Consider the following 23,193-nt stretch of genomic DNA (forward strand, 5'->3'; position numbering starts at 1 on the left):
AAAACATTCCTGCGCAATAACCGAGCCATCCCGGGCAAACAGCAGCCGTGAAACATAATACTTCGCGGCTGCCGTTTCAAAGGCATTACATTTCCAATTTTAAGAAACGTGCTGTTTCGCTTTTATTATTTTTAATTAAGTTTTCAGGTGTTCCTTCAAATAGAACCTGCCCGCCGTCTTTGCCACCTTCGGGACCGATATCAATGACCCAATCGGCCGATTTAACGACATCAAGGTTATGCTCAATAATCAAAATGGTATTCCCGCGCTCGACCAGACGATTGATAACGCCCATAAGGACATTGACATCTTCAAAGTGAAGACCTGTTGTCGGTTCATCAAGGATATAGAATGTATTTCCAGTGTCTTTTTTAGAAAGTTCAGTAGCCAATTTTACCCGTTGTGCCTCACCTCCCGATAAGGTTGTGGAGGACTGTCCTAAGGTGATATAACCCAAACCTACATCCTGCAGTGTTTTGATCTTTCGGTAAATACTCGGTACATTTTCGAAGAAATCCACAGCATCGTTGATGCTCATATCAAGTACATCGGAAATGGATTTTCCTTTGTAGCGTACCTCTAAAGTTTCTCGGTTGTAGCGTTTTCCGTGACATGTTTCACAAGGAACCTGTACATCGGGAAGGAAATTCATTTCGATGACTTTCAGCCCGGCTCCCTGACAGGTTTCACAACGACCACCTTTGACGTTAAAGGAAAATCTTCCTGGTTTATAGCCTCTGATCTTAGCTTCTGGAAGTTGAACAAACAAGGTTCTGATATCCGAAAATACACCGGTATAGGTCGAAGGGTTGGACCGTGGTGTACGGCCGATAGGACTTTGGTCGATCTCGATGACTTTGTCAATATGTTCTAACCCTTCAATTTTTTTGAAAGGAAGTGGAATTGCTTTGGCTCTGAAAAAATGTTTATTCAAAATCGGGTATAAAGTACCTGTGATTAGGCTTGATTTACCCGAACCTGAAACACCCGATACAACAATGAGTTTTCCTAATGGAAAAGAGACAGACAGATTTTTTAAGTTATGTCCGGTTGCTCCATGTAATGACAATGTTTTTCCATTGCCCTCACGGCGTTTCTCGGGAATCTTAACCTCTTTTGTCCCGTTGAGGTAAGCTGCTGTTAAAGAGTTCGATTTTAGGATTTCTGTTGGTGTACCTTCGGCAACCACAGTCCCACCATGAACGCCTGCAGCAGGTCCCATGTCGATAACATGGTCGGCATGTAGGATCATGTCTTTGTCATGTTCCACAACAAGGACCGAATTGCCAATATCGCGTAGGTTTTTAAGCGCATTGATCAAACGTTCGTTATCCCGCTGATGGAGCCCAATACTCGGTTCATCCAGAATATAAAGTACATTCACCAGTTGGGAACCAATCTGTGTGGCCAAACGGATCCGCTGTGCTTCACCACCCGAAAGTGTTTTAGCTGTACGGTCCAAGGTCAAGTAATTTAGGCCGACATCCAGCAGGAAGCCTAAACGTGCGCGGATTTCCTTTAAAATCTCTGTTGCAATAATGAGCTGGCGTTCATCAAGTTTGCTTTCTACCTGATCAAACCATTCTTTGATGGATGTAATGTCCATCGTTGAGAGCTCATGGATGTTTTTATCCGCAATTTTAAAATGTAAAGATTCTTTTTTCAGACGCGCTCCCGCACAGGTTGGACAGGTCACTTTCGTTCTGAAGTCATCTAAAGAAGGTGCCTCATCCGATGATTTTCCCGAAAACTCTTCCAGCATCTTAAAGATTCCTTCAAATTCAACACGATATTCACGTGTGCCATAACTTCCATAAGATACGGTGACAACGATAGGCTCTTCCTTATTGCCAAATAAAAGCTGGTCAATCTGTTCTTCAGTTAGTTTTTCAAGCGGTGTTGTAATGGTAAAATCTAATTTTTTTGCGACAGCTTTCAATACTTCCGAAGTCCAATTTTCCCGGGTAGGTCCCAAAGGGGCCAAACCACCTTTTTGAATACTTAGTTTTTTATCCGGGATAACGGCATTCTTATCAATTTCAAAAATATAGCCCAAACCATCACATGTCGGACACGCACCGTATGGGGAATTGAATGAGAAGGTATTTGGCTGTGGCTCATCATAAGAGATCCCCGATTCGGCATCCATGAGATAACGGCTATAGAATTGCTCCTGATTATCTTTCGTGGAGACCTTGATGATACCTTTCGCTGTTTTCATCGCCTGCATCACGGAAGTTTGTAAGCGCTTTTTATCTTCACGCTCTACTTTCAGACGATCTACGACGATTTCAATATCGTGTATTTTGTAGCGGTCAACCTGCATTTTTGGAACAAGGTCCAATATTTCTCCATCCACACGTACTTTCACATAGCCTTGCTTACGGATTTGTTCAAACAACTCACGGTAGTGGCCTTTACGCCCCTTAACCACTGGTGCCAGGATGTTCAGTGCCTGTCCTTCAAACTCAGTCAAAATCCGTTCGATAACCTGATCGTCCGACATACGCTCCATTTTCTTCCCAGTCACATAGGAGAAAGCTTCTCCTGCTCGGGCAAATAGTAGACGCATAAAGTCATACACCTCAGTAATGGTCCCAACAGTGGACCTCGGGTTTTTGCTGGTGGTTTTCTGTTCAATGGAGATCACTGGACTTAAGCCCGATATCTTGTCCACATCCGGACGTTCCATGCCTCCCAAAAACTGACGGCTGTAGGCACTGAATGTCTCCATATACCGACGTTGTCCTTCGGCATAAATGGTGTCAAAAGCCAAGGAAGACTTTCCGCTGCCACTTAAACCTGTGATAACAACCAATTCATTTCTCGGAAAAGAAACATCTATATTTTTTAGATTATGCGCACGCGCTCCAAATACCTGAACTTCACTTTGTTCGCCCAAATCTGGGCTTCTTTTTACTGCCATGAAAACTCCTTAAGGTCCCGTGTGAGGGATTAAATGCAAAACATGCAAAATTACAGATTTTAAAGGAATTATGCGAGCATTTCTGACTTTTGGAACAAAATGTGATATACAAGTGATTTAAAAAAATAATGTACCTTGCACAGTAAATCTAAATTTATGCGAAAATACGACGTCAGCAAACAAGAGAAACAATCGATCGACGATATTGTCCAATTTTGGAAGAAAGAGAACTTATTAGATGAGCAAAAAGCGAACGAGCTGATGGATAGTTTAGACGTGAAAAGTTTTGATTGGGGACAACTGGCTAGATATGCCTTTTGGATTGCCTTGGCATCTCTGGTCTTCGCTGTCTTTTCGTTGTTTACAGATGCATCATTCTTGGCCTTTGTGGATACACTCTACGAAGCACCTAATATCCTATTTTGCTTCTTTTTCGCTGCCGTGGCTGTATTATTCTATACGCTGGGTTTTCGGTATAAGAAACGCTATCCTTATAAAAATCTATCTACGGAAACCATGATGCTGATTGGAGTTTTCGGAACTGCGGCCTGTATCGGGTTTATGGGTAAAGTATTGGATAAAGATACGATGCACTATTCCCTGTTATTTTTACTCTCCGTGGCGATTTATGGCTTTCTTGCCGTTAAGCTCGACAGTAAATTGATCTGGACGTTTATGCTTTTGGCCTTGGGAGTATGGTTTGCGACCGAGACCGCCTACCATAGCAATTGGGGATTTAAGTTTTGGGGGATGAACTACCCGCTGCGTTTTACCATTTTTGGGGCACTGATAACCGCGTTGGCTGTTTGGGTTCAACCCAGGTTTGAAAGGCTACAAATCTTTCAGCCCATCAGTTATATTGTGGGATTGATCTATCTGATGGTATCCTTGTGGACCCTTTCTATTTTTGGAAATTATGCTGATTTCTATGAATGGACGACTGTACGTCAATACCATATGTTCTACTGGGGTATTTTATCCACTGCCGTGTCGGTATTCCTGGTTGTCTACGGCTTAAAAGCGAAAGATAACGTCAGCAGAGAAGTAGGCTTTGTATTTTTAGTGCTCAATATCTATACCCGCTATGTCGAGTATCTCTGGGATAATATCAATAGAGCAGTGTTCTTTTTAATTTTGGCCGTGTCCTTTTGGTTTGTCGGCCGTTGGGCAGAGAAATTATGGAACAAACGGAAGGAAGAGATTGCTGGATAACTCTTAAAATTGAATCGTAAATCCGACACCTCTATTCGAACTGATGCTCAGATTAGGATCCAGGCTTAAATATTTGCGGATCCGGGTAATAAAGACATCCATGCTCCTTCCTGTGAAGAAATCTGCATTTCCCCATACTTTTTCAAGGATTTCTTCACGCGTGACAAGCTGATCATTGTGTTGCCATAGAAAGAGGAGAAGTTGGGCTTCACGTTCAGTGAGCTTATATTGTTTCGAAGCATGGCTTAATAATAATTGTTCAGGATGGAATAGATAGCTCCCGATGGCGATCGATTTTGGAGTACTATTTTTCTGATTCCGCTTTAATATATTTTGTATGCGAAGCAATAGTTCCTCGGGATCACAAGGTTTAGTGACATAATCATCGGCACCGATTTTTAGTCCCGTGAGCTTATCTATTTTTTGCTCTTTGGCTGTTAAAAAGATAAAGGGTAAAGTAGGGTATAGTGCATTGATTTCTTTGGCGAGGCTAAAACCACTGATTTGAGGAAGCATAACATCCAGTATAACCAGATCGTAATCGGCTAGCTGCTGGAAATTTTCCGTAAGATCATTGGGCTGTGCTATCCAGTCTATGGCAAATGTGGATAGCTCAAGGTATTGCTTAAGCATAAAACCAAAATCGGGATCGTCTTCAACGAGTAATATTTTATTCATTTTTGTTTTCAGTAGTTGAGTTAATATAAATACTTTAGTCTATGGCCGTCTATTGTCTTTTCACAGCTTATCCTTGTTTTTGGTCATATTTCCGATGATGGGACAAGCGCATGCGGCAGCTGGATTTTAAACGTAGTCCCGACATTGGGTTCGCTGGTTACAGTAAGTTGTCCGTGATAACGATCGACGATTTTTTTTACAAGGAAAAGACCTATTCCCAGGCCTTTGGTGTCGTGAATATTGTCTTTTTGGATGCGGTAAAACTTGTCGAAAATATAGGGTAGCTCGGACTCCTCCATGCCGTAACCGTTATCCTGTATATAAACCGAGAGTTTGCCTTTCTGATCCTCAAAAGAGATATTAATCCAAGTTGCACCATATTTTACGGCATTGTTCATCAGGTTCTGAAATAGTGTTGTCGCATCATTTGGGCTCAGGCATAGTTTGCCGTCAGGCAAGAGACTTAATTGGAATGCAATAGCGGAGTTGGTCAGTTGAAAATCGTCGAAAATAGCTTGTAGTTCTGTGCTTTTAACAGGAGGCTGATCAATAGTTTGAAGATTTTCGTTAAGTGGATCAAGGGTTTGTTCCAAGCGATTTACTTGTCGTTCAATGACGGTTATAATGCTTTCGTCTGTTGATTTCCGAAGTGTTTTAGCAGCAATTTTCAGGGTTGCAATAGGTGTTTTGAGTTCATGTGAAATATTGTCGACGACATCGTGCAGTACAGTGATCTGTTTCTGCTGTTTTCGGAGATTCTGAATGGTTCTATAAAAAAGCCAAAGAAAAGCGGCCAGAATAAATAGGGTGCTCAGTAGAAGCGAAGTGAGTTCCCTGAACAATATCCAGTTGAGATTTGTCACCTCAAAGGAAGTCTTCCGGTGAACAAAAAAGGTGTACAAGATCTCCCTGCTTTGGATACTGTCTTTGACTTTCTGTGTTTCCGTTTTTTCTGTTATCCACTCGCTTGAAGAGAGTTCTACAGGCTGACGAAATGTCCCATTCGTTATGTAAACCGTGATTGGACCAGCCGCAATCTGTTTTTCTAGGTTCTTAAAGTAGATACCCAAAATTTCCTTTTTCAGGATAACATCCATTCCCAAGGGTTTAAATAAGCTGTCGACGTATCGTGTAAGCTTTTGGGATGTTTTATGGGCGTTTGTGCGGTATAGCTCTTTTAGTTTTTCGGCCGTTATCTCATGTTTAACCAATTTGATGTAGTAATCTCTTGCAATGTCTTTGCTCATTAAATCATCATCAAAAAGCCTATCATTTTCATGGAGCTTGCTCAGCTTATTTTTCACCGTGGTAAAAATATCGCGTTGTTTGAGCTGATAGGTGTTGTGTAATTGATAGCTCTGTATGCCGATAAGAACGGCAAAAAATAATGTAAAGAGAACGATATAACTTTTGGGCTTCAATTCCATATACAAATATAACTGCTGAGGGCTAAGATAATATACCTTAACCCAGTATTAACCCTTTATTAACCATTATTTGCCGTCACTATAGACACTTTTGAAGCATAGAATATCAGCATATGAAATGGCCGCGATTGTCAAATAGAATAATGCGGATAAGCTATACTAGAATTAAAAGACTAATTATTTGTACATGAAATTGATCCTATTTTTTCTGACTTTCCCCCTGTTGCTTTCGGCGCAGACTAAACAAATCGGGGGACAAGTACAGGATGCAAACAAAATTGTGCTGGCGGGTGCGACCGTTATGCTATTGGATAGCAACTATCAAGAGATCCGTGAAGTGAAGACTGACCATTTTGGAAAATTTGTAGTTACGCTGGATCATCCTAGTGGATACTATCTACGGACAACCTATCTGAACTTCAAGTCTCAGGAACTTTTTTTTCGCAGCGATACCATTTCACGCCCTTTGTTACTTGAGCTCCTTCCCGAAGCAAAGGTACTCGAAGAAGCACAGGTCGTGGGTCGAGCTCCCCGATTGATCCGCAAGTTGGATCGCTTAGAGTTCAACGTTCAGAATTCCAATCTTTCAGCACTCAATAGCTGGGATATTTTGAAGCGTACGCCATTGGTGATGGTGAATGGTGCGGATTTAATGGTCCGGGGGAACAAAAATATTGTTGTCCTCATTAATGATCGAAAAGTAATGCTCACGGGGGACGAACTGAAAACCTATCTGGAGAATACAGCAGGTAGCGACGTGCAATCGATAGAGGTTATTACCAATCCACCTGCAAAATATGAAGCTGAGGGAAGCACGATTATCAATATTAAACTTTCCAAATCCAACCTATATGGCTATAGAGGCTCGGTGGTTGCATTGGCCGAAAAAAGCAGTACCTGGAAGCAACTGTTTGGACTGACCCAGTATTATAAAAATGAAAAATTCAATCTTCGAGGTACTTATAATTTCGGACGAGGGACTTACGCACGCTATGAAACGAATTATGTTTATTATCCGAATGATCAAACCTCATGGGAAGGTGTCATGGATCGATTTGATACCAATAACAGTCAGAACAGCTATGTGTTTTCGATAGACTATACACCCGATACAACCTGGACGGTTAATGCTGGACTAAATGGTTATTACGGGCCGAAAACCTATGGTATTTATGAGGTGCCCACCATTATATACGATAAAAATCATGTACAGGAGTCCAGTTATTTTACCACCAATGATCATCAACGATCGACAAAAACGAATAACCTCTACCTTCAGGTAACAAAGAAGCTTAATTCCAGGTGGAGCATAAATTGGTCATCCTACTTCACTGACAATCATTCGACAAATGATCAAGACGTGCTGACGGCACTGCGATTTAAGGGGGAGCAACCCACAGATACCCGATTTATCAGTAATAATGGAAATAAAAATCGGCTTTTTTCTTCACAGATAGATTTCACCGGAAAAATAAAGAAGCTGGGGCTGGAGTTTGGTGGAAAATTTAGCGATGTGAAAACGACGAGTACCCTTACTTTCTTTGACGATGAATCAGGCAAGCTCGAGCAAAGGCCTGATAAGAGTAGTGTGTTTGATTACAAAGAACGTAATGTGGCTTTGTATGGCTCATTGGACTATGCCTGGAAAAAATGGAGCTGGAAAGCAGGTCTAAGGGGAGAATATACCGATTTGGAAGGTATTGTATCCGAACCAGCTGATATTAATAAGCGTGATTATTTTGTGCTCTTTCCGACATTTTACATGCAATATGCCTTGACTGACGATCAGCAGTTTGGTTTTTCCTATGGAAAGCGTATCAGCCGACCTTCTTACTCTTGGCTTAATCCTGCAAAATCCTATTACAATCGTTTTTCTTATTTTCAGGGAGATCCACGTTTAAGGGCGACGATCGTTCATAACCTCAATCTGACCTGGACAAAAAACAACTGGAATATTGATCTCTTCTACCGATTTGAAAAGTGGCCCAATATGGAAATTTCCCGCCAAGATAACAACAATCATCAACTGATTTTCCAATATACCAATATCAAGAAAGGACAAGGGGCGGGGATAGACTTAGGAAAGAGTTTTCAGCTGACCGGACGCTGGGGATTGAATCTGCAGCTAGAGGGGATGTATAACCAGAATTACTTTATGGGGACTGATGACGTATTGCACAAGAATGATGTGTATATCGGCAACGGAAACGTAAGCACCAACTATGTGCTGAATAAGGATGCCGGTTGGAACCTTGAACTGGGTAATACATTTACATCGCCCACGATACAGGGGCCATTTAATATTACAGGGTATTCAAGTACCTATGTGATGACAAATCGAAAATTCTTTAAAAAGAAATTTGAAGTAAATCTATCATTTATAGATATTTTCAAAACAGAGAAAATGACGATATCATCCAAGTACGGCGATCAAAATAATTTTTATAGGGACTATCGGGATACCAGAAAAGTAAATCTGACGCTGCGGTATCATTTTGGAAATCAGAAAGTCAAAAGCAGTAATCAACCCACTAGAACAGAAGAGCAGAATCGTTTGTAAATCAGTTAACCTTAGTAAAGTTAAATCCTTCCGATTCCCTGTACCTATTTTATTCATAATACATTGGTAAAGGAAATGGATGTAGCATTCATTAAAAACAATAATCCTCCACATCGCATGTGGAGGATTATCAGATGCTAAGAAAGTATTTTCTTAGTTTATTTTCAACGAATACGTGATATTAATACCACCAGCGGCAAGCATATCGTGTACTGAGCAATACTTTTTAACGGCTAATTCAGCCGCTTTGGCTGCTTTTACCTCATCAATTTCACCTTTTAGGAAAAAATTAATGTGAATATATGTAAATACTTGTGGAATTTCTTCCCGGCGTTTACCTTCAACTTCGACCTGGATATCGTCAATTTGTTGGCGTTGTTTTACCAGTATGCTATGGAGGTCAAAGACGCTGCAAGAACCCAGTGCCATTAAAACCAATTCCATTGGACGAACACCTTTTCCTTCACCGCCGATAGCTTCCGAGCCATCAATGTTGACTTTGACAGGGGATAATTCACTGCTGGCTTCGAAATGCACAGCTTGGTTGACACGGTTTAATTTGATTTTCATCTTATTCTATTTTATTTTTTTTGCTCGTTTAGGCTGTGGAACGCGAGACAGTAAGTCACCCTTTCTACAATCAAAACGAGTTTCTTTCAGTTCAATCTATACTAAACAAATATACAAAAAAGGCAGACGATTATTCGTCTGCCTTTTGTCAGTATATTGATCACTGTTTATTTTGAAACAGTATCAGGTAATTTAACACCACGATATTTTGCTACGTCAACTTGTGGGATCTTCGATCCATATTTTGAATTGATCGCACTGATGAAGATGTTGGCCATTAGGGCATTTCCAATTGGTGTTAGGTGGATACCATCCAAAGAGAAAGCATTTCCAGTAATATATTTTGCACTAACGGCTAATCCGTTGATGCGGACACCGCCTTTTACATTGTTCAAGAAATCGTGTACATCAGCTAAGGCCAAACCTTTTGAGTTTGCAGCAGCTTTAATAGCCGCATTATACTCGTTGATACGTTGTACGACTGTTGCCGTTTCGCTTACATCAAGTACGTATTTGTCTTCCACAGGATTCAATGGATGTAAGCCATAAGGAATTTGTGCCGCATTTGGTTTCCCCAATAACCCTGTTGAGGAGAAAGGGAGCACAAAATAATCTTGATCAGTAGCTGCACGAGGACCTGACTTTGTGGCGATGTAGATATTTGTTACCGGTGTCGGAGGGTTTGTTGCATTGACAGCCGCTAATAAAGCTGCACGGGTTACCGTCGTAAAATAAGGTGTTGCTGTTACATCAGGAATTGTGGCCAGTACGCCTTTTTGACCTCCTGCAGTTAATGTCGTTACATAGTTGCCCAATAAAGACGTGAAGAGCGCAGTAGAGGTCAATGTTGATGTTGGTCCATCTTCTACACCACCGTTAGTCGCCCAGCCTAAAGCATCGTTATTGCCTAAAGCAAAACTAAAGAACGTATGGTTTTGCGTGGTGGAATAGGCAAAATATGTTTTCATCGCATCTGCATCGGGGAGCAAACGTTCGAAGTACATATTTCCAGCTTGGGATCCCACGCCAGCAGCAAAGGCCATATCCATACGCATGCCTGGTACACCAAGGTTGTTGATCGGATCTGTATATTTTGTTAATAATTTTGGTGAAGCTGAGCGATAGGCCAATTTATCCGTTACCTGTGCCGTAACAGGCTGTCCATTGACAAGTGCTGTAAGCGTAATATAGCCAGAACCATTGGCTTGATCTTCACTGAAAAACGGCGATTTGAACTCACCACCACCCACTTGTTTTAATTGCTCCGCAATTAAATTTGGATAGGCTACCTTTTGGCCTTCTAGATACAGTCCCCCATCCGCATACCCAGCAGTCAATGAATTTCCGATGGCAACATATTTTGAAAAATTAAGCGATCCCGCCGAAGGCGTATATTCGTCCAACGAAGGCTTGCACGAGGCGATTGCTAAAAGTGCTAACGCCGCAGCTATATAAAGTTTGTTTTTTTTCATTTTAGTTGAATTTGGCTGTCAATAATTACCATTTATAGCTTACACCAATACCCGGAGCAAATATATTTGTTTTATATGTCCCTGAGAGATGACTATCTACATTAGTTGCCTGACGAGCAATGATGCGTTGGTATGCAAAAGAGCCCGTTATATCAAATTTTGACGATGGTTTAACCGTAAAACCACCAGAAATTAAATATCTATTATTATCAGGAGTTTCTGGGTACACATAATCTTTAGCGACTGGAGTTGCGATATAGCCACCACCTACGCGCAATTGTACTTTTTCAGAAGCAAGATATTCAATCCCAGCCTTGATGGAGCCTGCTTTGGTGTAATTCTTGGGTGATCGTGTATCTTGTAGTACAGGTGTATTTTCTTTATAATCAAAGTTTAATTCCTTGTATATGTCATAATCAATTACAGTGGCATCAACTGCCATCTTCAATTTTTCCGAAATTGGGAATGCAATTCCCGCAGCAAAAGTTGAAGGTAAAGGCAATTCTGCACTAAACTTATTTCCTGCAGGAAAATTACTTGCTACGGCACCGGGTACCTCGAAAATAGCATCTCCATCTTTAAGTTTGGTAACTACCTTAGAGCGATAACTTAATGATAAGGCAAAATCATTATCTAGATTGTAATGAATACCTACATTGTAACCTGTGCCAGTTCCAGTTCCCTTGAGGGTAGCTAGTCCGGCATGACCGTCTGGATAGAATACGGGAACGGAGTTTTCTAGATCAACAGTACCAATATTATAGACAAACCCTCCCCCAATACTGAAGTTATCAGTTAGTTTAATACTTAGTGTAGGTTGGATATAGATGGCGCGTAAAGAAAGACTTACTAGGCTGAATTTTCCAATCCATTCTTTCCCCCAATCGACAGCTCCTCCGTAAGGGGTATAAATACCAATACCTGCTTTCCACCAGGAGCTTTTGGGTCCAAGAGCAGCAAATACAGAAAAAGGAGGGGTAACTTGGTTTTTTGTATGATAAACTACTGTGCTTCCAATCTCTTGAAATGCGGATTTGTACATCACAGCATTGCCGGCAACTGATATGGCATTATGGTCCATTTTTGCTAAAGCTCCCGGACTATAGAAAATGGAAGATTCGTCTATAAAGTAAGCAGAACCTGCTCCCCCCATTCCCACTGCCTTGGGACTTTGTAGATTCACTTGTGATCCTTGTGCAAACAAGAGTGACGGACTTGCACAAAGTATTGAGAATAGTAGTTTCTTCATACTAGTGTTTATTGTTTGGTTAACATTCCTCTTTCAAATACAATGCTAACATAATAAATGTTTGACTAAAATTAATAAATGTTGTGTAATATTTTTTTTGCTCGTACCTTTAAATGCAAGGATACTAAAAATTAAACGATCATATTATATGGCTACAATCACTTTTAAAGGCAATCCAGTAAACACGAAAGGCAGTTTACCACAGGTTGGCGAGCAAGCTCCTGATTTTAAATTAACTGCGGGCGATCTTTCCGATAAGTCTCTTACAGACTTCAAAGGAAAAAAAATTGTATTGAATATTTTTCCTAGTGTAGATACCGGAACTTGTGCCGCTTCCGTACGTGCATTTAATAAAGAGGCTTCTCAGTTGGATAATACTGTCGTGTTATGTATATCGAAAGATCTACCTTTTGCACAAGGTCGCTTTTGTGCGGCAGAAGGTCTAAATAATGTCGTGACATTATCAGAGTATAAAGATTCAAACTTTTCTGACGCTTATCAATTGGCTATTGCGGACGGACCTTTGGCGGGTTTATTGAGCCGTGTTGTCATTACATTAGATGAAACTGGAAAAGTGTTGTATGAAGAGCAAGTTGCAGAAATTGCTGATGAGCCAAATTATGCTGCAGCGATCGCATCGTTGAATTAAGTAGGATGTGAGTGAATAAAAAAGCCTTTGCTTATGCAAAGGCTTTTTTAGTTGATGTATATTCGCTAACTATAACAAAGCGAATGTTTATTTTGTTTTCTCTAAAGCCTGCAAGATATCGTTGATGATATCTTGTTGATCTTCCAGACCCACAGACAGGCGGATACTGCCTGGTTTGATGCCCAGATTCAAACGTTCTTCTTCCGATAATTTTGAATGCGTCGTTGAAGCTGGATGCGTTGCGATTGATCTTGAATCTCCTAAATTAGAAGTATATAAAATCATTTCCAAATGATCCACAAAGGCTTTTGCTCGTTCAAAACCACCTTTGACAACAAAGGTTACAATACCGCCACCAGCTTTCATTTGTTTCTTGGCCAGCTCATATTGTGGATGGCTTGGTAAAAATGGATATTTTACATCCTCAATTTCCGCATGATTTTCCAATGCCTCGGCCAAAGCCAATGCGTTAGAACAATGGCGGTCCATACGGATGCCCAACGTGTCTAAACTTTTTGATATGATCCAGGCATTGAAAGGCGATAATGCCGGGCCTGTATGACGGATAAAGAACATCAATTTATCGATAAGCTCTTGTTTTCCGACAACAATTCCACCCAAAACACGACCCTGTCCATCCATATATTTGGTCGCCGAATGGATAACCAGGTCAAATCCATATTGAATCGGTTTCTGAAGATAAGGTGTGGCAAAGCAGTTGTCGATCGACAGAATGATATGAGGATATTTCTCCTTGAATTTACCCAACCATTCCAAATCAACCAATTCTAGACCGGGGTTGGATGGCGATTCTAAAAAGATGATTTTCGTATTTGGCTGGATCGCTTTTTCCCATTCTTCGGGATTAGCCGCGTCTACGTAAGTTGTTGTAACACCCCAACGTGGGAAGAGTTCCGTAAATAACTGATGTGTAGAGCCAAATATTGCACGTGAAGAAACGATATGGTCTCCACTTTCGATAATTCCTGCAAAGGAGGCAAATACTGCTGCCATACCTGAGGCAAAAGACAATCCTGCTTCTGCACCTTCAAGAATACAAACTTTGTTGATGAATTCTGAAGTATTTGGATTAGCATAGCGGGAATAAATCATTGCATCCTCTTCGCCAGCAAAGACCGCCCGACCTTGTTCAGCGCTGTCGAAGATAAAACTTGATGTAAGGTATAAAGGAGTCGAATGTTCGCGAAGTGCTGAACGATCGACCTGTTCACGTATGATTTTAGATTGATCTTGTTTCATGATGTGTAAAGGTACGAGATGAAAATTTTATATCCACATTTTTGGGGCATGAAATCATTTAATTTTATGAAATTTATAATGTTATTTCATTGTCTTGTAGAAGAGTTTGATTTTGGAACGCAAATCCTTGTTTACTTCTGATTAATAGTTAATAAGATTTTGAAAATTCAAAATCAGTTTCTTACATTTATTATAGCTTTTATAACAGCCAATTATAATTTATTAACCGATAAAATCCTATTTTTCTATGTATTCCAATATTAAAGTGAACTGGTTTTTCAGTTTGTTGTTTGCGGGAGTGATTGCCACAATTTTTCCTGGCAAAAGCTATGGTCAACGCGTCGATGTATCCCCTTTAACAGTTGGGCCCAAATGAATATTCCACTCTATTTATTAATCCAGCGGGGTTATATCCAGATCCCGATCAATCTCTCCTGCCGGTATTTACCCATAACAGAATTAGCCTGAAAAGGCAGAAACTCTCTAGAATGGAAAGTGGCAATAATTGGGGACTTATAGTGGATGGGTTTGGAGTATTAAAATATTATGAAAATCCCAATTCACCTAATGCATTAGGTCCGGGCAAAGCTCTTCTTAATACGAGAAAGAGTGGATTAGGTTTTACAGGAGTAGGTACTATACCATCTTTAATGTATTTTGGTATTGATGCCTTTTATCCTGGTGAAACGTAAGGTTATATGTCTGATTACAGTGATATTATTTATCGTAACCTAGGATACTATCCACGTTTTAGTTTTTAATTTATTATTATGAAAGATTTAAAAAGAGCATATTACTATTTGTTCTATTCTTTTTATAGATTTTGGGAAAAAACTTCACACCCCAAATTCTTAAGCGAGTGGAAATCTGGAGTTTGTATAGGGGCTTTAGAAATTTGGTTCATACTGTCTTTGGGCGTTTATTATACTGTTATAACAAAAGATGTGACAGATTTAAGTTTTAAAATGCCTATAGTTTTTGTTCCATTTTTGATAATAGTTTTAACAAAATATTTTGTCTTTGTCCACACAGACGTTTGGAAAGATTATGTCAAAGAATTTGATAAATTACCAAAAGAACAGAATAGAAAGGGAAGCTGGATTGTTTTTGCGATCGTGGTATTTGTTATTTCTAATTTGATCTTTTCCTTTTATTTGATGAGTCAGATTGACTGGAGTAAGTATCGGTAATGTGATCGAAGAAGATCACGGTCAGATTTTCATACTAGAATAGGCGAAGGAAAATTTATTTTCCGAGGATAATATGAATATTACATTGTAACTATCGCCCTAGGCGGCGCTAAATTTTGCAAAATCGATGATGACAGAAAATAATAGTTGGGGACTTTATGATGGATGTTCAGCTAATTATGAGTATTTATCTGTGGATACTTTATTTGATAAACCAACACAATAATGAAAATATACAATTATCTCTTATTTCGAATCTATCGTTTTTATACGGATGTTATGAAAGAGAAAGCAATTCCGCTGGTCTATGTAACCACTGTTAGTTCATTATTTATATATTTAAATCTTTTTACCATATATGGCTATCTATTATATAGAGATCTCATTGATGAAATGATATCTGGTAAATTCCAAGTGATTGTATTTATGGTGATTGTACTATGTCTTAATTATATCCTTTTTATTAAGGGAAAGCGATTTTTGAATTATAATTTTAAAAAGGATTTTAAAGGAGGACTCATGATAGCTATCTACATGTTATTAACTGCAACTAGTTTAATCTGGGTAATTAATTTAAATAGGGCTAAGATATTTGAACAGCGACGTAGAGAGCCATTGAAGGAACATACACCGAGAAGGCCATCACTTGAAGGTAAAATAAGAGAGTGGTTTAAGAACCATTAATTGATTGATTGTTGTTGACATACTGTGGGTATTTCTATAGTTGAAGGCAGCGCCGGGAAACGACAGAAAATAATAGCTGAGGACTTTATGAGGGTTGGTCAGCTAATTATGAGCATTTTTCTGGGGATACTTTATTTGATAAACCAATACAATAATGAAAATATACAATTATCTCTTATTTCGAATCTATCGTTTCTATACGGATGTTATGAAAGAGAAAGAAATTCCGCTAGTCTATGTAACCACTGTTAGTACACTATTCATAGGTTTTAATCTTTACACAATATCTTCCTATTTGGTATTCAAGGATATTATTCATGAAGTCATATCGAGTAAAAGTAGAGTGATTGTATTTATGGTGATTGTACTATGTCTTAATTATATCCTTTTTATTAAGGGAAAGCGATTTTTGAATTATAATTTTAAAAAGGATTTTAGAGGAGGGATAAGCATTATTTTTTACATGCTATTTACTGCAATAATATCTATTTGGGTAGCTAATTTAAACAGGGCTAAGATATTTGAACAGCGACGTAGAGAGCCATCGAAGGAACATATACTGAGAAGGCCATCACTTGAAGGTAAAATAAGAGAGTGGTTTAAGAACCATTAATTGATTGTTGTTGACATACAGGGATGTATTTCCATAGTTGAAGGCAGCGCTGGGAAGCAGCTGGGATAACGGGACCATATGGAGACTTTTGAAACTATATTATGGCATTCACTTTAAGAAAAAAGCCGGTATATGTACCGGCCTCTCTTTTATCAGAAGATCAACTTATTTTTTGACGAATTGCATCACCACGATATCTCCGGAAATAAATGTCAATTCATTATCCCGTACATCAAAGTTTGTCGTAGACTTTAAACCATTCATAAATTCGTTGTAAGCCGCATTCTCACAGTGCATCATGGTTGAAACCAATTTATCACCGATTTTGATCGAATTGCCTTTTTCACTTTCATAGGTTCCACCAATACCATTACAGCCGTTGTTACCCTCTACTTTGTGGTCTTTTGTATTGAAAGTCAATGTTGGAACTTTGTCCTTAAATAAATCCTTAAGTTGTTTTCCTGCAGTTTCTGGTGTGGTCAGGGATTTAAGTTCCCAAGTGCCTTCTAAAGACGTATTGTCCACTGTGCTTGGTTTTTGAACGGTAGTAGCCGTGTCGCCAGTACCTGTTGCCTCAGCTTTTTTTCCAGTTGTGTTACATGCGATTGTTGAAAACGCCAATGCAACCGCTAAAATCATTAAATTACCTCTCATAATCATTTTTAATAATATAAAACTTTCATTATTTCTTCAGCATCAAAAACCATGAAAACAACCTGAAGTTTCTTTTTGGTCAATAAAGACAGACACTTTCAGAAAAAACATTCCTTTTTCTGCCCTATACTTATAATTATCATGCCAATCTCAAGTATAGCCCAATGAAGCATCTATTTGAATGCTGTTAACTACTTTATCCTCTATTAATAACGGATGGATGATTTTTGTTTGACCGATAAGCGAAAGAATCTGATTTTTGGGGAAATTAGGGTGAAAAAAGGATAGTTTTGGGTTGATATAACATATCAATCGAGGTAAAGCATGTTTTTCTTTGGTGTTGAAAGTAAAAAATCGCTTATGCAGATATACAAAAAGTTAAATAACTGGCTGTAAATAGTACCATTGATAAATTGGAATTCTTGTTTTAATCAATCGATTGATTTGAACAAAGAATACGATTTGACCTAGGGATAAATTCTGTTGGAGCTGAGCATCGATCGGTTTTGTACGCAAATGTTACATACAGCATTTTGCAAAACTTCTTATCTTAGGGCTTTACAACCTAATTTTCTAGAACATAAATATAGACTATGTTGACAATCTTGTTATCCTCCATTTTACTTTCCAGCGGGCCTGTAGCCAAATCAGATACTTTAAAAGCTTACGGGGCTCTGCCAACCGAGCGTCAATTAAAGTGGCAAGAGATGGAAACGTATTGTTTGATTCATTATACGCCGACAACTTTCCAAAATAAGGAGTGGGGTTATGGTGATGCACAGCCCTCATTGTTTAATCCTTCGGCTTTTGATGCAAATCAAATTGCTAAGGCAGCGGCAGCGGGTGGTTTCAGGGGCTTAATTAGTGTGGCAAAACACCATGATGGATTCTGTTTGTGGCCAACCAAGACAACATCCTATAGTATCGCTTCTTCGCCATGGGAAAATGGAAAAGGTGATATGGTCAAAGATTTTATGCAAGCGACCCATCGAAATGGGATGAAATTTGGTGTATATCTTTCTGCTTGGGATCGTCACGATGAACGTTACGGTACTCCGGCCTATGCTGAAGCCTACAGACAGCAGCTGACTGAATTGATGAGCAATTATGGCCCTTTGTTTACATCCTGGCATGACGGAGCAAATGGTGGTGATGGCTTTTATGGTGGCCATGAAGGAAAGCGTATCATCGATCGAACAACTTACTATGAGTGGCATGAAAAAACCTGGCCAATTGTACGAAAATTACAGCCTGAAGCGGTTATTTTCTCAGATATCGGTCCCGATATGCGTTGGGTGGGTAACGAAAAAGGATTTGCTGCTGAAACTTCATGGGCAACATTTACGCCGATTGGCTTAAACGGAAAAGTCGCTGTACCCGGAGCGACAGAATCACATAATGCCGAAACAGGTGACCGTAATGGTAAATATTGGATACCTGCTGAATGTGACGTGCCACAACGTCCGGGATGGTTTTATCATGAAGAACAAGATAGCCGTGTAAAAACACCAAATCAGCTTTTTGAGATCTATTTAAAATCCGTTGGAAGAGGAGCATGCATGAATCTTGGCTTAGCACCGATGCCTTCTGGTACATTACATGAGAATGATGTGAAGTCGCTGCAGGCTTTTGGGAAAAAAGTGAAGGAAACTTTCCGTACCAATTTAGCCAAAGGAGCGACCATCACGGCATCCAATGTCCGTAACGGTGATTCAAAATCCTATGGTACTTCATTTATTATCGATAACGACCGCTATAGCTATTGGGCAACAGACGATTCCAAAACATCGGCTACATTGGAAATAAAATTAAAATCCCCAGCGAAGTTCGACCTTATTCAGTTGAGAGAGAATATTAAGTTGGGACAACGTATCGATAGTGTTTCGATTGAACGTTGGGAAAATAACAGCTGGAAGCCTTTGGCCAAAGCAACAAGTATCGGCGCAAACCGCCTCATCAAACTCGAGCAACCTCAAACTGCAAGTAAATTACGTCTTCATGTTTATGCTCCTGTAGCGATTACGCTCAGTGATTTTGGATTGTTCAAGGAGTATAACGAGCCTTTTGCATTTAATACCAAAGAGGTGAAAAAGCTGACTGGATTTAAGATTTCGACAGGTAGATCCAATAATAATGCTTATATATCTGACGGAAAACCAGGTACTTTTGCGACTGTTGCCGATCAAGGTGTAATCGTTGTCGCTACAGACAAACCTGTTTCTGGTATCGGCTTCCTTCCTCGTCAGGATGGAAAGAACATAGGGACACCAACACATTATAAAATATCAACCAGTACCGACGGAAAAACATGGACCCTTGTTAAAGAGGGCGAGTTTTCCAATATTAAGGCAAATCCAATTTTGCAACAGGTGTTTTTTGATACAAACAGTGCAACCAAGTTTATCAAATTTGAACCAAAACAATTTATCGACGGCAATGAATTGGCCATAGCGGAATTTGAATTGTATGGCAAATAAATTCTTAATGTTTATCGTGGTATGTATATGTCATACCACGTTGCTTTTTGCCCAACAAAATCCACTCGTACTTTGGTATAATAAGCCCGCGAAGGTTTGGGAAGAAACTCTGCCATTGGGAAATGGACTCATCGGCATGATGCCAGATGGAAATCCTAGTCAGGAAAAGATCGTGCTCAACGAGATCAGTATGTGGTCGGGCAGTCCAGAAGATCCCAATAATTATGAAGCCTACAAAAATGTTGAAGCTATTCAGGCACTGCTTAAAGCTGGTAAAAATGATGAAGCCGAAAAACTGGTCAATGAAACTTTTGTGACCAAAGGCAAGGGATCTGGTTTTGGTAATGGTGCAAAGGTTCCCTATGGCTGTTATCAGTTATTCGGTGACCTTTTGCTGGATTATAAATTGCCCGCGGGAACGATCGAAGAGTACAAGCGTTCCTTGGACTTAGCGACTGCCTCGGCACAAACTTCATTCAAGATAAACGGACAACAGTTCCAACGTCGTTATTATACTTCTTTTGACAATAATGTAGGTATTATCCAATTGAACCAACATAACGATGAGGTACAGCAGTTAGGCATATCATTCCAGCGGCAGGAAAATATTGACCGTTACACCTTGTTGGACGATGGGATTCTGATCGAGGGATTTTTGCCTGATGGAAAAGGAGGTAAAAATCTGAAATTCGTTGGATTAATTCAGGTTAAAGGTAAAAATCTGCAGATCAGCAAAAAGGATAAAACCTTAGAGGTGTCTGCAAAAGGTGGTCTCACGGTCTATTTCTCAGCAAGTACTTCCTATTATGGGAAGGATCCTTTACCTGTTGTCAAAGCGGCTGTTGCAGCAGCAAAAACTGCTGAAGAACAGAAAATATATAAAAACCATCTTGCTGCCTATCAAAAAATCTTTAATCGGGTAAATCTTAATTTGTTTGGAAATCCGGCGAATAACGCTATCCCTACCAATGAACGGATTGCCAATTTCTATAAAAATGTAGTTCAGGACCCTGATCTGGCCACAATTTATTATCAGTATGGAAGGTATTTGAATATTTCAAGTGCTGCTCCTAAAAATAGAAATTCTCTGCCGCCAAATCTGCAGGGACTATGGGCTAATCAGATCAATACACCTTGGAATGGTGATTATCATCTCAATATCAATGCACAGATGAATCATTGGGGCGTGGAGGTCAATAACCTGAGCGAATATCATAAGCCTTTTATTGAAATGATAAAGCGGATTGCAAAAACTGGCGAGCAGACAGCAAAGGCTTACTATAACGCACCGGGTTGGGTGGTCTATATGATGACGAATATCTGGGGGTATTCCGCTCCGGGTGAGCAGGCTTCCTGGGGAGCGAGTACGGCCTCAGGCTGGCTATGTAACCATCTCTGGGAACATTATCTGTTTACCGGGGATAAAAATTACCTCAAAGAGATTTATCCGATACTCAAAGGAGCGGCAGAGTTCTACGATCATACATTGGTTCAGGACCCTAAAACAGGATGGTGGGTCACTTCACCGTCGGTGTCGCCGGAAAATGCTTTCCGAATGGCCAATGGAAAAGTTGCTGCGGTTGTGATGGGACCTACCATTGATAACCAGATCGTACGGGAATTATACCAGGCAGTGATTCAAGCTGATTCTATTCTTGCGACAAAAGATAGTTTTGCCAATGCCTTGAAAGCGAAGCTGAACGATATCCCTCCGCCTGTAGTCGTTAGCCCATCGGGGCGTGTGATGGAATGGCTCGAGGACTATCAGGAAGTTGAACCTAAACATCGGCATGTATCGCATTTATATGGTCTGTATCCTGCGGCATTTATCTCGCCACAGACGACACCTGAATGGGCTGACGCAGCACGTAAGACTTTAGCTGTACGTGGCGATGAAGGAACCGGCTGGTCTAGAGCCTGGAAAATATTGTTTTGGGCGAGATTACAGGATGGTGATCATGCACTCGAAATTCTAAGGCAGTTGCTTAAACCTGCTTTTACCAATGAAACAACCTATCAGGGAGTCGGGGCAGGTACCTACCCTAATTTGTTCTGTGCGCATCCGCCTTTTCAGATAGACGGAAACTTTGGCGGTGCAGCCGGGATTGCCGAGATGTTGATACAGAGCCACAATGGTTATATCCATCTATTACCTGCTCTGCCTAAAGCCTGGTCAAAGGGTGAAGTTAAGGGACTTAAAACCCGTGGAAACTATACCGTAGACATCAAATGGGAAAATGGAAAGGTTTCCGCCGTGCAGATTAAAGGTAAAAAAGGAAAGCTTCGTCTATTTGAAAACGGAAACTATAAAGATTATGAAGTTCGTTAAATATTTTTGCTTGATTTCTGTGCTGGCCTTGGGTACGACAGCCTGTATCCAAAAGTCCGAATCGGCGAAGACAGCCGCCTTATTGAATAGCTTTAGCTATAAGATAACTGGAAAAACCACTGCCGGGGACGGGACTCAGGTGAGCCTCGTCGATCACGACAATAAACTGCAGCAATTTGTAAAAACACAGGTTGCTAATGGGCAATTTGTTTTGGAAGGCGAACTAGCCATGGCCGGATTTTATGATATTCAGATAAAGGGTATGGAGGCCTATACATTATTTGTCGAAGGCGGGAGTGACTATGATCTGAGTGAAAATCAGGGTAAGTTTACCTTGACAACCTCTTCGCAGAATGCCAAGGATTTCATACAGTTCAATGCGAACTATAAACAGCGTGAAGAGGAGGAAAAAAATAAAACAGCAAATAAAAGCCAACGGGTAAGGCAGCTGGAGAGTCAGTTGCCTTCGATGGCTGCAAGAAATGATGGTTCCTATGAGAAAACAGTGGATGAAATACAGCGCTTAAGCGGTAATGCCGCATTTAATCCACGCACACTATACGCCGATTTTATTCTCGATAGTACCCACCGTTCATCCTTAGTATTGCCTTATTTTTTTAAATACATCTCCTTGGATCAGACGAATTATAAAAAATTCGATGCCGCATTGCTGAGTTTTAATACGGATTTGCAGAAGCATCCTTATTTTAAATTTGCCCGCGAAAAGGTCGATAGGGTGAAAGACTTCTATGAAAATATGCCTGTATTTCCTGCTATTAGCCCGATGAATGTAGAACGGGATAGTTTGAATTTAAAGAATATTTCAAAGGCTAAAATGCTGATTGCCGCGTTTTGGAGAACTTCCAATACAAATAGCAAGGCCGATATGGAGATGTTACGGAAAAAAGAATCTCAATTGAACGCTATGGGGGTAAGGGTTATCTATTTTTCGCTGGATAAGGATCTGGATAAATGGATCAAATCAAGTAAGGAGCTGGCGCTAGGGAAGCAGAGCTACTTTTTGAATTATAATGACCAGGCAACGATGGAAAATGATTTTGGTATAGATCGTACGCCAAGTTATCTATGGATAAATCCGCAGACCTTCCAAATTTTATCCTTGAGTGGTGAGGATCCAGCAATGCCACAGTTTTTAGGAAAGGTAAAGGAATTTCTTGCTAAAAATTAACGATTATTGTCTTAAAAAATCTTACATTTGAATTAACTGTTTAATATTTGTTAT

The 23,193-nt window shown here is 40.0% G+C and carries 18 protein-coding genes; 10 read left to right on the forward strand and 8 right to left on the reverse strand.

The window, feature by feature from the left end; translation table 11 throughout:
• Positions 1–85 precede the first annotated feature (85 nt).
• Positions 86–2,926, reverse strand: coding sequence for an excinuclease ABC subunit UvrA (gene uvrA, locus B4N43_RS10075; protein WP_070570252.1), 2,841 nt, complete (start codon positions 2,924–2,926; stop codon positions 86–88).
• A 156-nt stretch (positions 2,927–3,082) separates the two neighbouring features.
• On the opposite strand from uvrA, the gene B4N43_RS10080 reads away from it, so the two are divergent.
• Positions 3,083–4,138 carry a DUF2157 domain-containing protein gene (locus B4N43_RS10080; RefSeq protein WP_120335049.1) on the forward strand — a complete coding sequence of 352 codons (1,056 nt, stop codon included), beginning with the start codon at positions 3,083–3,085 and terminating at the stop codon, positions 4,136–4,138.
• 3 nt (positions 4,139–4,141) lie between these two features.
• On the opposite strand, the gene B4N43_RS10085 is transcribed toward B4N43_RS10080, so the two are convergent.
• Complete coding sequence (locus B4N43_RS10085) at positions 4,142–4,816, reverse strand: response regulator transcription factor (protein ID WP_070570249.1); 675 nt, start codon at positions 4,814–4,816, stop codon at positions 4,142–4,144.
• A gap of 83 nt (positions 4,817–4,899) precedes the next feature.
• A complete protein-coding gene (locus B4N43_RS10090; RefSeq protein ID WP_088163148.1) occupies positions 4,900–6,243 on the reverse strand; it encodes a sensor histidine kinase in 1,344 nt (447 codons plus the stop codon).
• 187 nt (positions 6,244–6,430) lie between these two features.
• Here B4N43_RS10090 and B4N43_RS10095 point away from each other — a divergent pair, with 187 nt between their 5' ends.
• Positions 6,431–8,803 (forward strand): outer membrane beta-barrel family protein, encoded by a 2,373-nt coding sequence (locus B4N43_RS10095; protein WP_286734473.1) that lies wholly within the window; start codon positions 6,431–6,433, stop codon positions 8,801–8,803.
• Between the two features lie 153 nt (positions 8,804–8,956).
• Here the strand turns inward: B4N43_RS10095 and B4N43_RS10100 are convergent, their stop codons facing one another.
• The 3 genes from B4N43_RS10100 to B4N43_RS10110 all read right to left on the reverse strand — a co-directional run bounded on the left by B4N43_RS10100 (position 8,957) and on the right by B4N43_RS10110 (position 12,094).
• Positions 8,957–9,373 (reverse strand): OsmC family protein, encoded by a 417-nt coding sequence (locus B4N43_RS10100; protein WP_286734475.1) that lies wholly within the window; start codon positions 9,371–9,373, stop codon positions 8,957–8,959.
• Positions 9,374–9,540: 167 nt separating this feature from the next.
• A complete protein-coding gene (locus B4N43_RS10105) occupies positions 9,541–10,845 on the reverse strand; it encodes an SGNH/GDSL hydrolase family protein (protein WP_286734476.1) in 1,305 nt (434 codons plus the stop codon).
• A gap of 25 nt (positions 10,846–10,870) precedes the next feature.
• Positions 10,871–12,094: an OmpP1/FadL family transporter gene (locus tag B4N43_RS10110; protein WP_286734479.1), complete on the reverse strand. Its 1,224-nt coding sequence runs from the start codon at positions 12,092–12,094 to the stop codon at positions 10,871–10,873.
• A gap of 148 nt (positions 12,095–12,242) precedes the next feature.
• On the opposite strand from B4N43_RS10110, the gene tpx reads away from it, so the two are divergent.
• Complete coding sequence (tpx, locus tag B4N43_RS10115) at positions 12,243–12,743, forward strand: thiol peroxidase (RefSeq protein WP_286734480.1); 501 nt, start codon at positions 12,243–12,245, stop codon at positions 12,741–12,743.
• A gap of 87 nt (positions 12,744–12,830) precedes the next feature.
• Here the strand turns inward: tpx and B4N43_RS10120 are convergent, their stop codons facing one another.
• Positions 12,831–14,003, reverse strand: coding sequence for a trans-sulfuration enzyme family protein (locus B4N43_RS10120; protein WP_070570235.1), 1,173 nt, complete (start codon positions 14,001–14,003; stop codon positions 12,831–12,833).
• A gap of 488 nt (positions 14,004–14,491) precedes the next feature.
• On the opposite strand from B4N43_RS10120, the gene B4N43_RS10125 reads away from it, so the two are divergent.
• From B4N43_RS10125 to B4N43_RS10140, 4 genes are all read left to right on the forward strand, one after another.
• The gene (locus tag B4N43_RS10125; protein ID WP_286734483.1) at positions 14,492–14,695 is read left to right on the forward strand and encodes a hypothetical protein; all 204 of its coding nucleotides are present in this window, start codon (positions 14,492–14,494) and stop codon (positions 14,693–14,695) included.
• A 78-nt stretch (positions 14,696–14,773) separates the two neighbouring features.
• The gene (locus B4N43_RS10130) at positions 14,774–15,193 is read left to right on the forward strand and encodes a hypothetical protein (RefSeq protein ID WP_286734485.1); all 420 of its coding nucleotides are present in this window, start codon (positions 14,774–14,776) and stop codon (positions 15,191–15,193) included.
• 279 nt (positions 15,194–15,472) lie between these two features.
• Positions 15,473–15,877 (forward strand): hypothetical protein, encoded by a 405-nt coding sequence (locus tag B4N43_RS10135; protein WP_286734487.1) that lies wholly within the window; start codon positions 15,473–15,475, stop codon positions 15,875–15,877.
• Between the two features lie 154 nt (positions 15,878–16,031).
• On the forward strand, positions 16,032–16,490 hold the full coding sequence (locus B4N43_RS10140) for a hypothetical protein (protein WP_286734490.1): 459 nt from the start codon (positions 16,032–16,034) through the stop codon (positions 16,488–16,490).
• Between the two features lie 165 nt (positions 16,491–16,655).
• On the opposite strand, the gene B4N43_RS10145 is transcribed toward B4N43_RS10140, so the two are convergent.
• Complete coding sequence (locus tag B4N43_RS10145) at positions 16,656–17,144, reverse strand: META domain-containing protein (RefSeq protein WP_286734492.1); 489 nt, start codon at positions 17,142–17,144, stop codon at positions 16,656–16,658.
• Positions 17,145–17,737: 593 nt separating this feature from the next.
• Between B4N43_RS10145 and B4N43_RS10150 the strand changes: the two genes are divergently transcribed.
• Genes B4N43_RS10150 through B4N43_RS10160 form a run of 3 tightly spaced genes read left to right on the forward strand, consistent with a single transcriptional unit; the run spans position 17,738 to position 23,139 of the window.
• Positions 17,738–19,621: an alpha-L-fucosidase gene (locus tag B4N43_RS10150; protein ID WP_286734494.1), complete on the forward strand. Its 1,884-nt coding sequence runs from the start codon at positions 17,738–17,740 to the stop codon at positions 19,619–19,621.
• Positions 19,611–21,950: a glycoside hydrolase family 95 protein gene (locus B4N43_RS10155; protein WP_286734496.1), complete on the forward strand. Its 2,340-nt coding sequence runs from the start codon at positions 19,611–19,613 to the stop codon at positions 21,948–21,950. The genes B4N43_RS10150 and B4N43_RS10155 overlap by 11 nt, the downstream gene beginning before the upstream one ends.
• On the forward strand, positions 21,937–23,139 hold the full coding sequence (locus B4N43_RS10160) for a DUF4369 domain-containing protein (protein ID WP_286734498.1): 1,203 nt from the start codon (positions 21,937–21,939) through the stop codon (positions 23,137–23,139). The genes B4N43_RS10155 and B4N43_RS10160 overlap by 14 nt, the downstream gene beginning before the upstream one ends.
• The last annotated feature ends 54 nt before the right edge of the window (positions 23,140–23,193 follow it).

Source organism: Sphingobacterium sp. UBA1897 (assembly GCF_002337775.1).
GTDB lineage: Bacteria > Bacteroidota > Bacteroidia > Sphingobacteriales > Sphingobacteriaceae > Sphingobacterium > Sphingobacterium siyangense.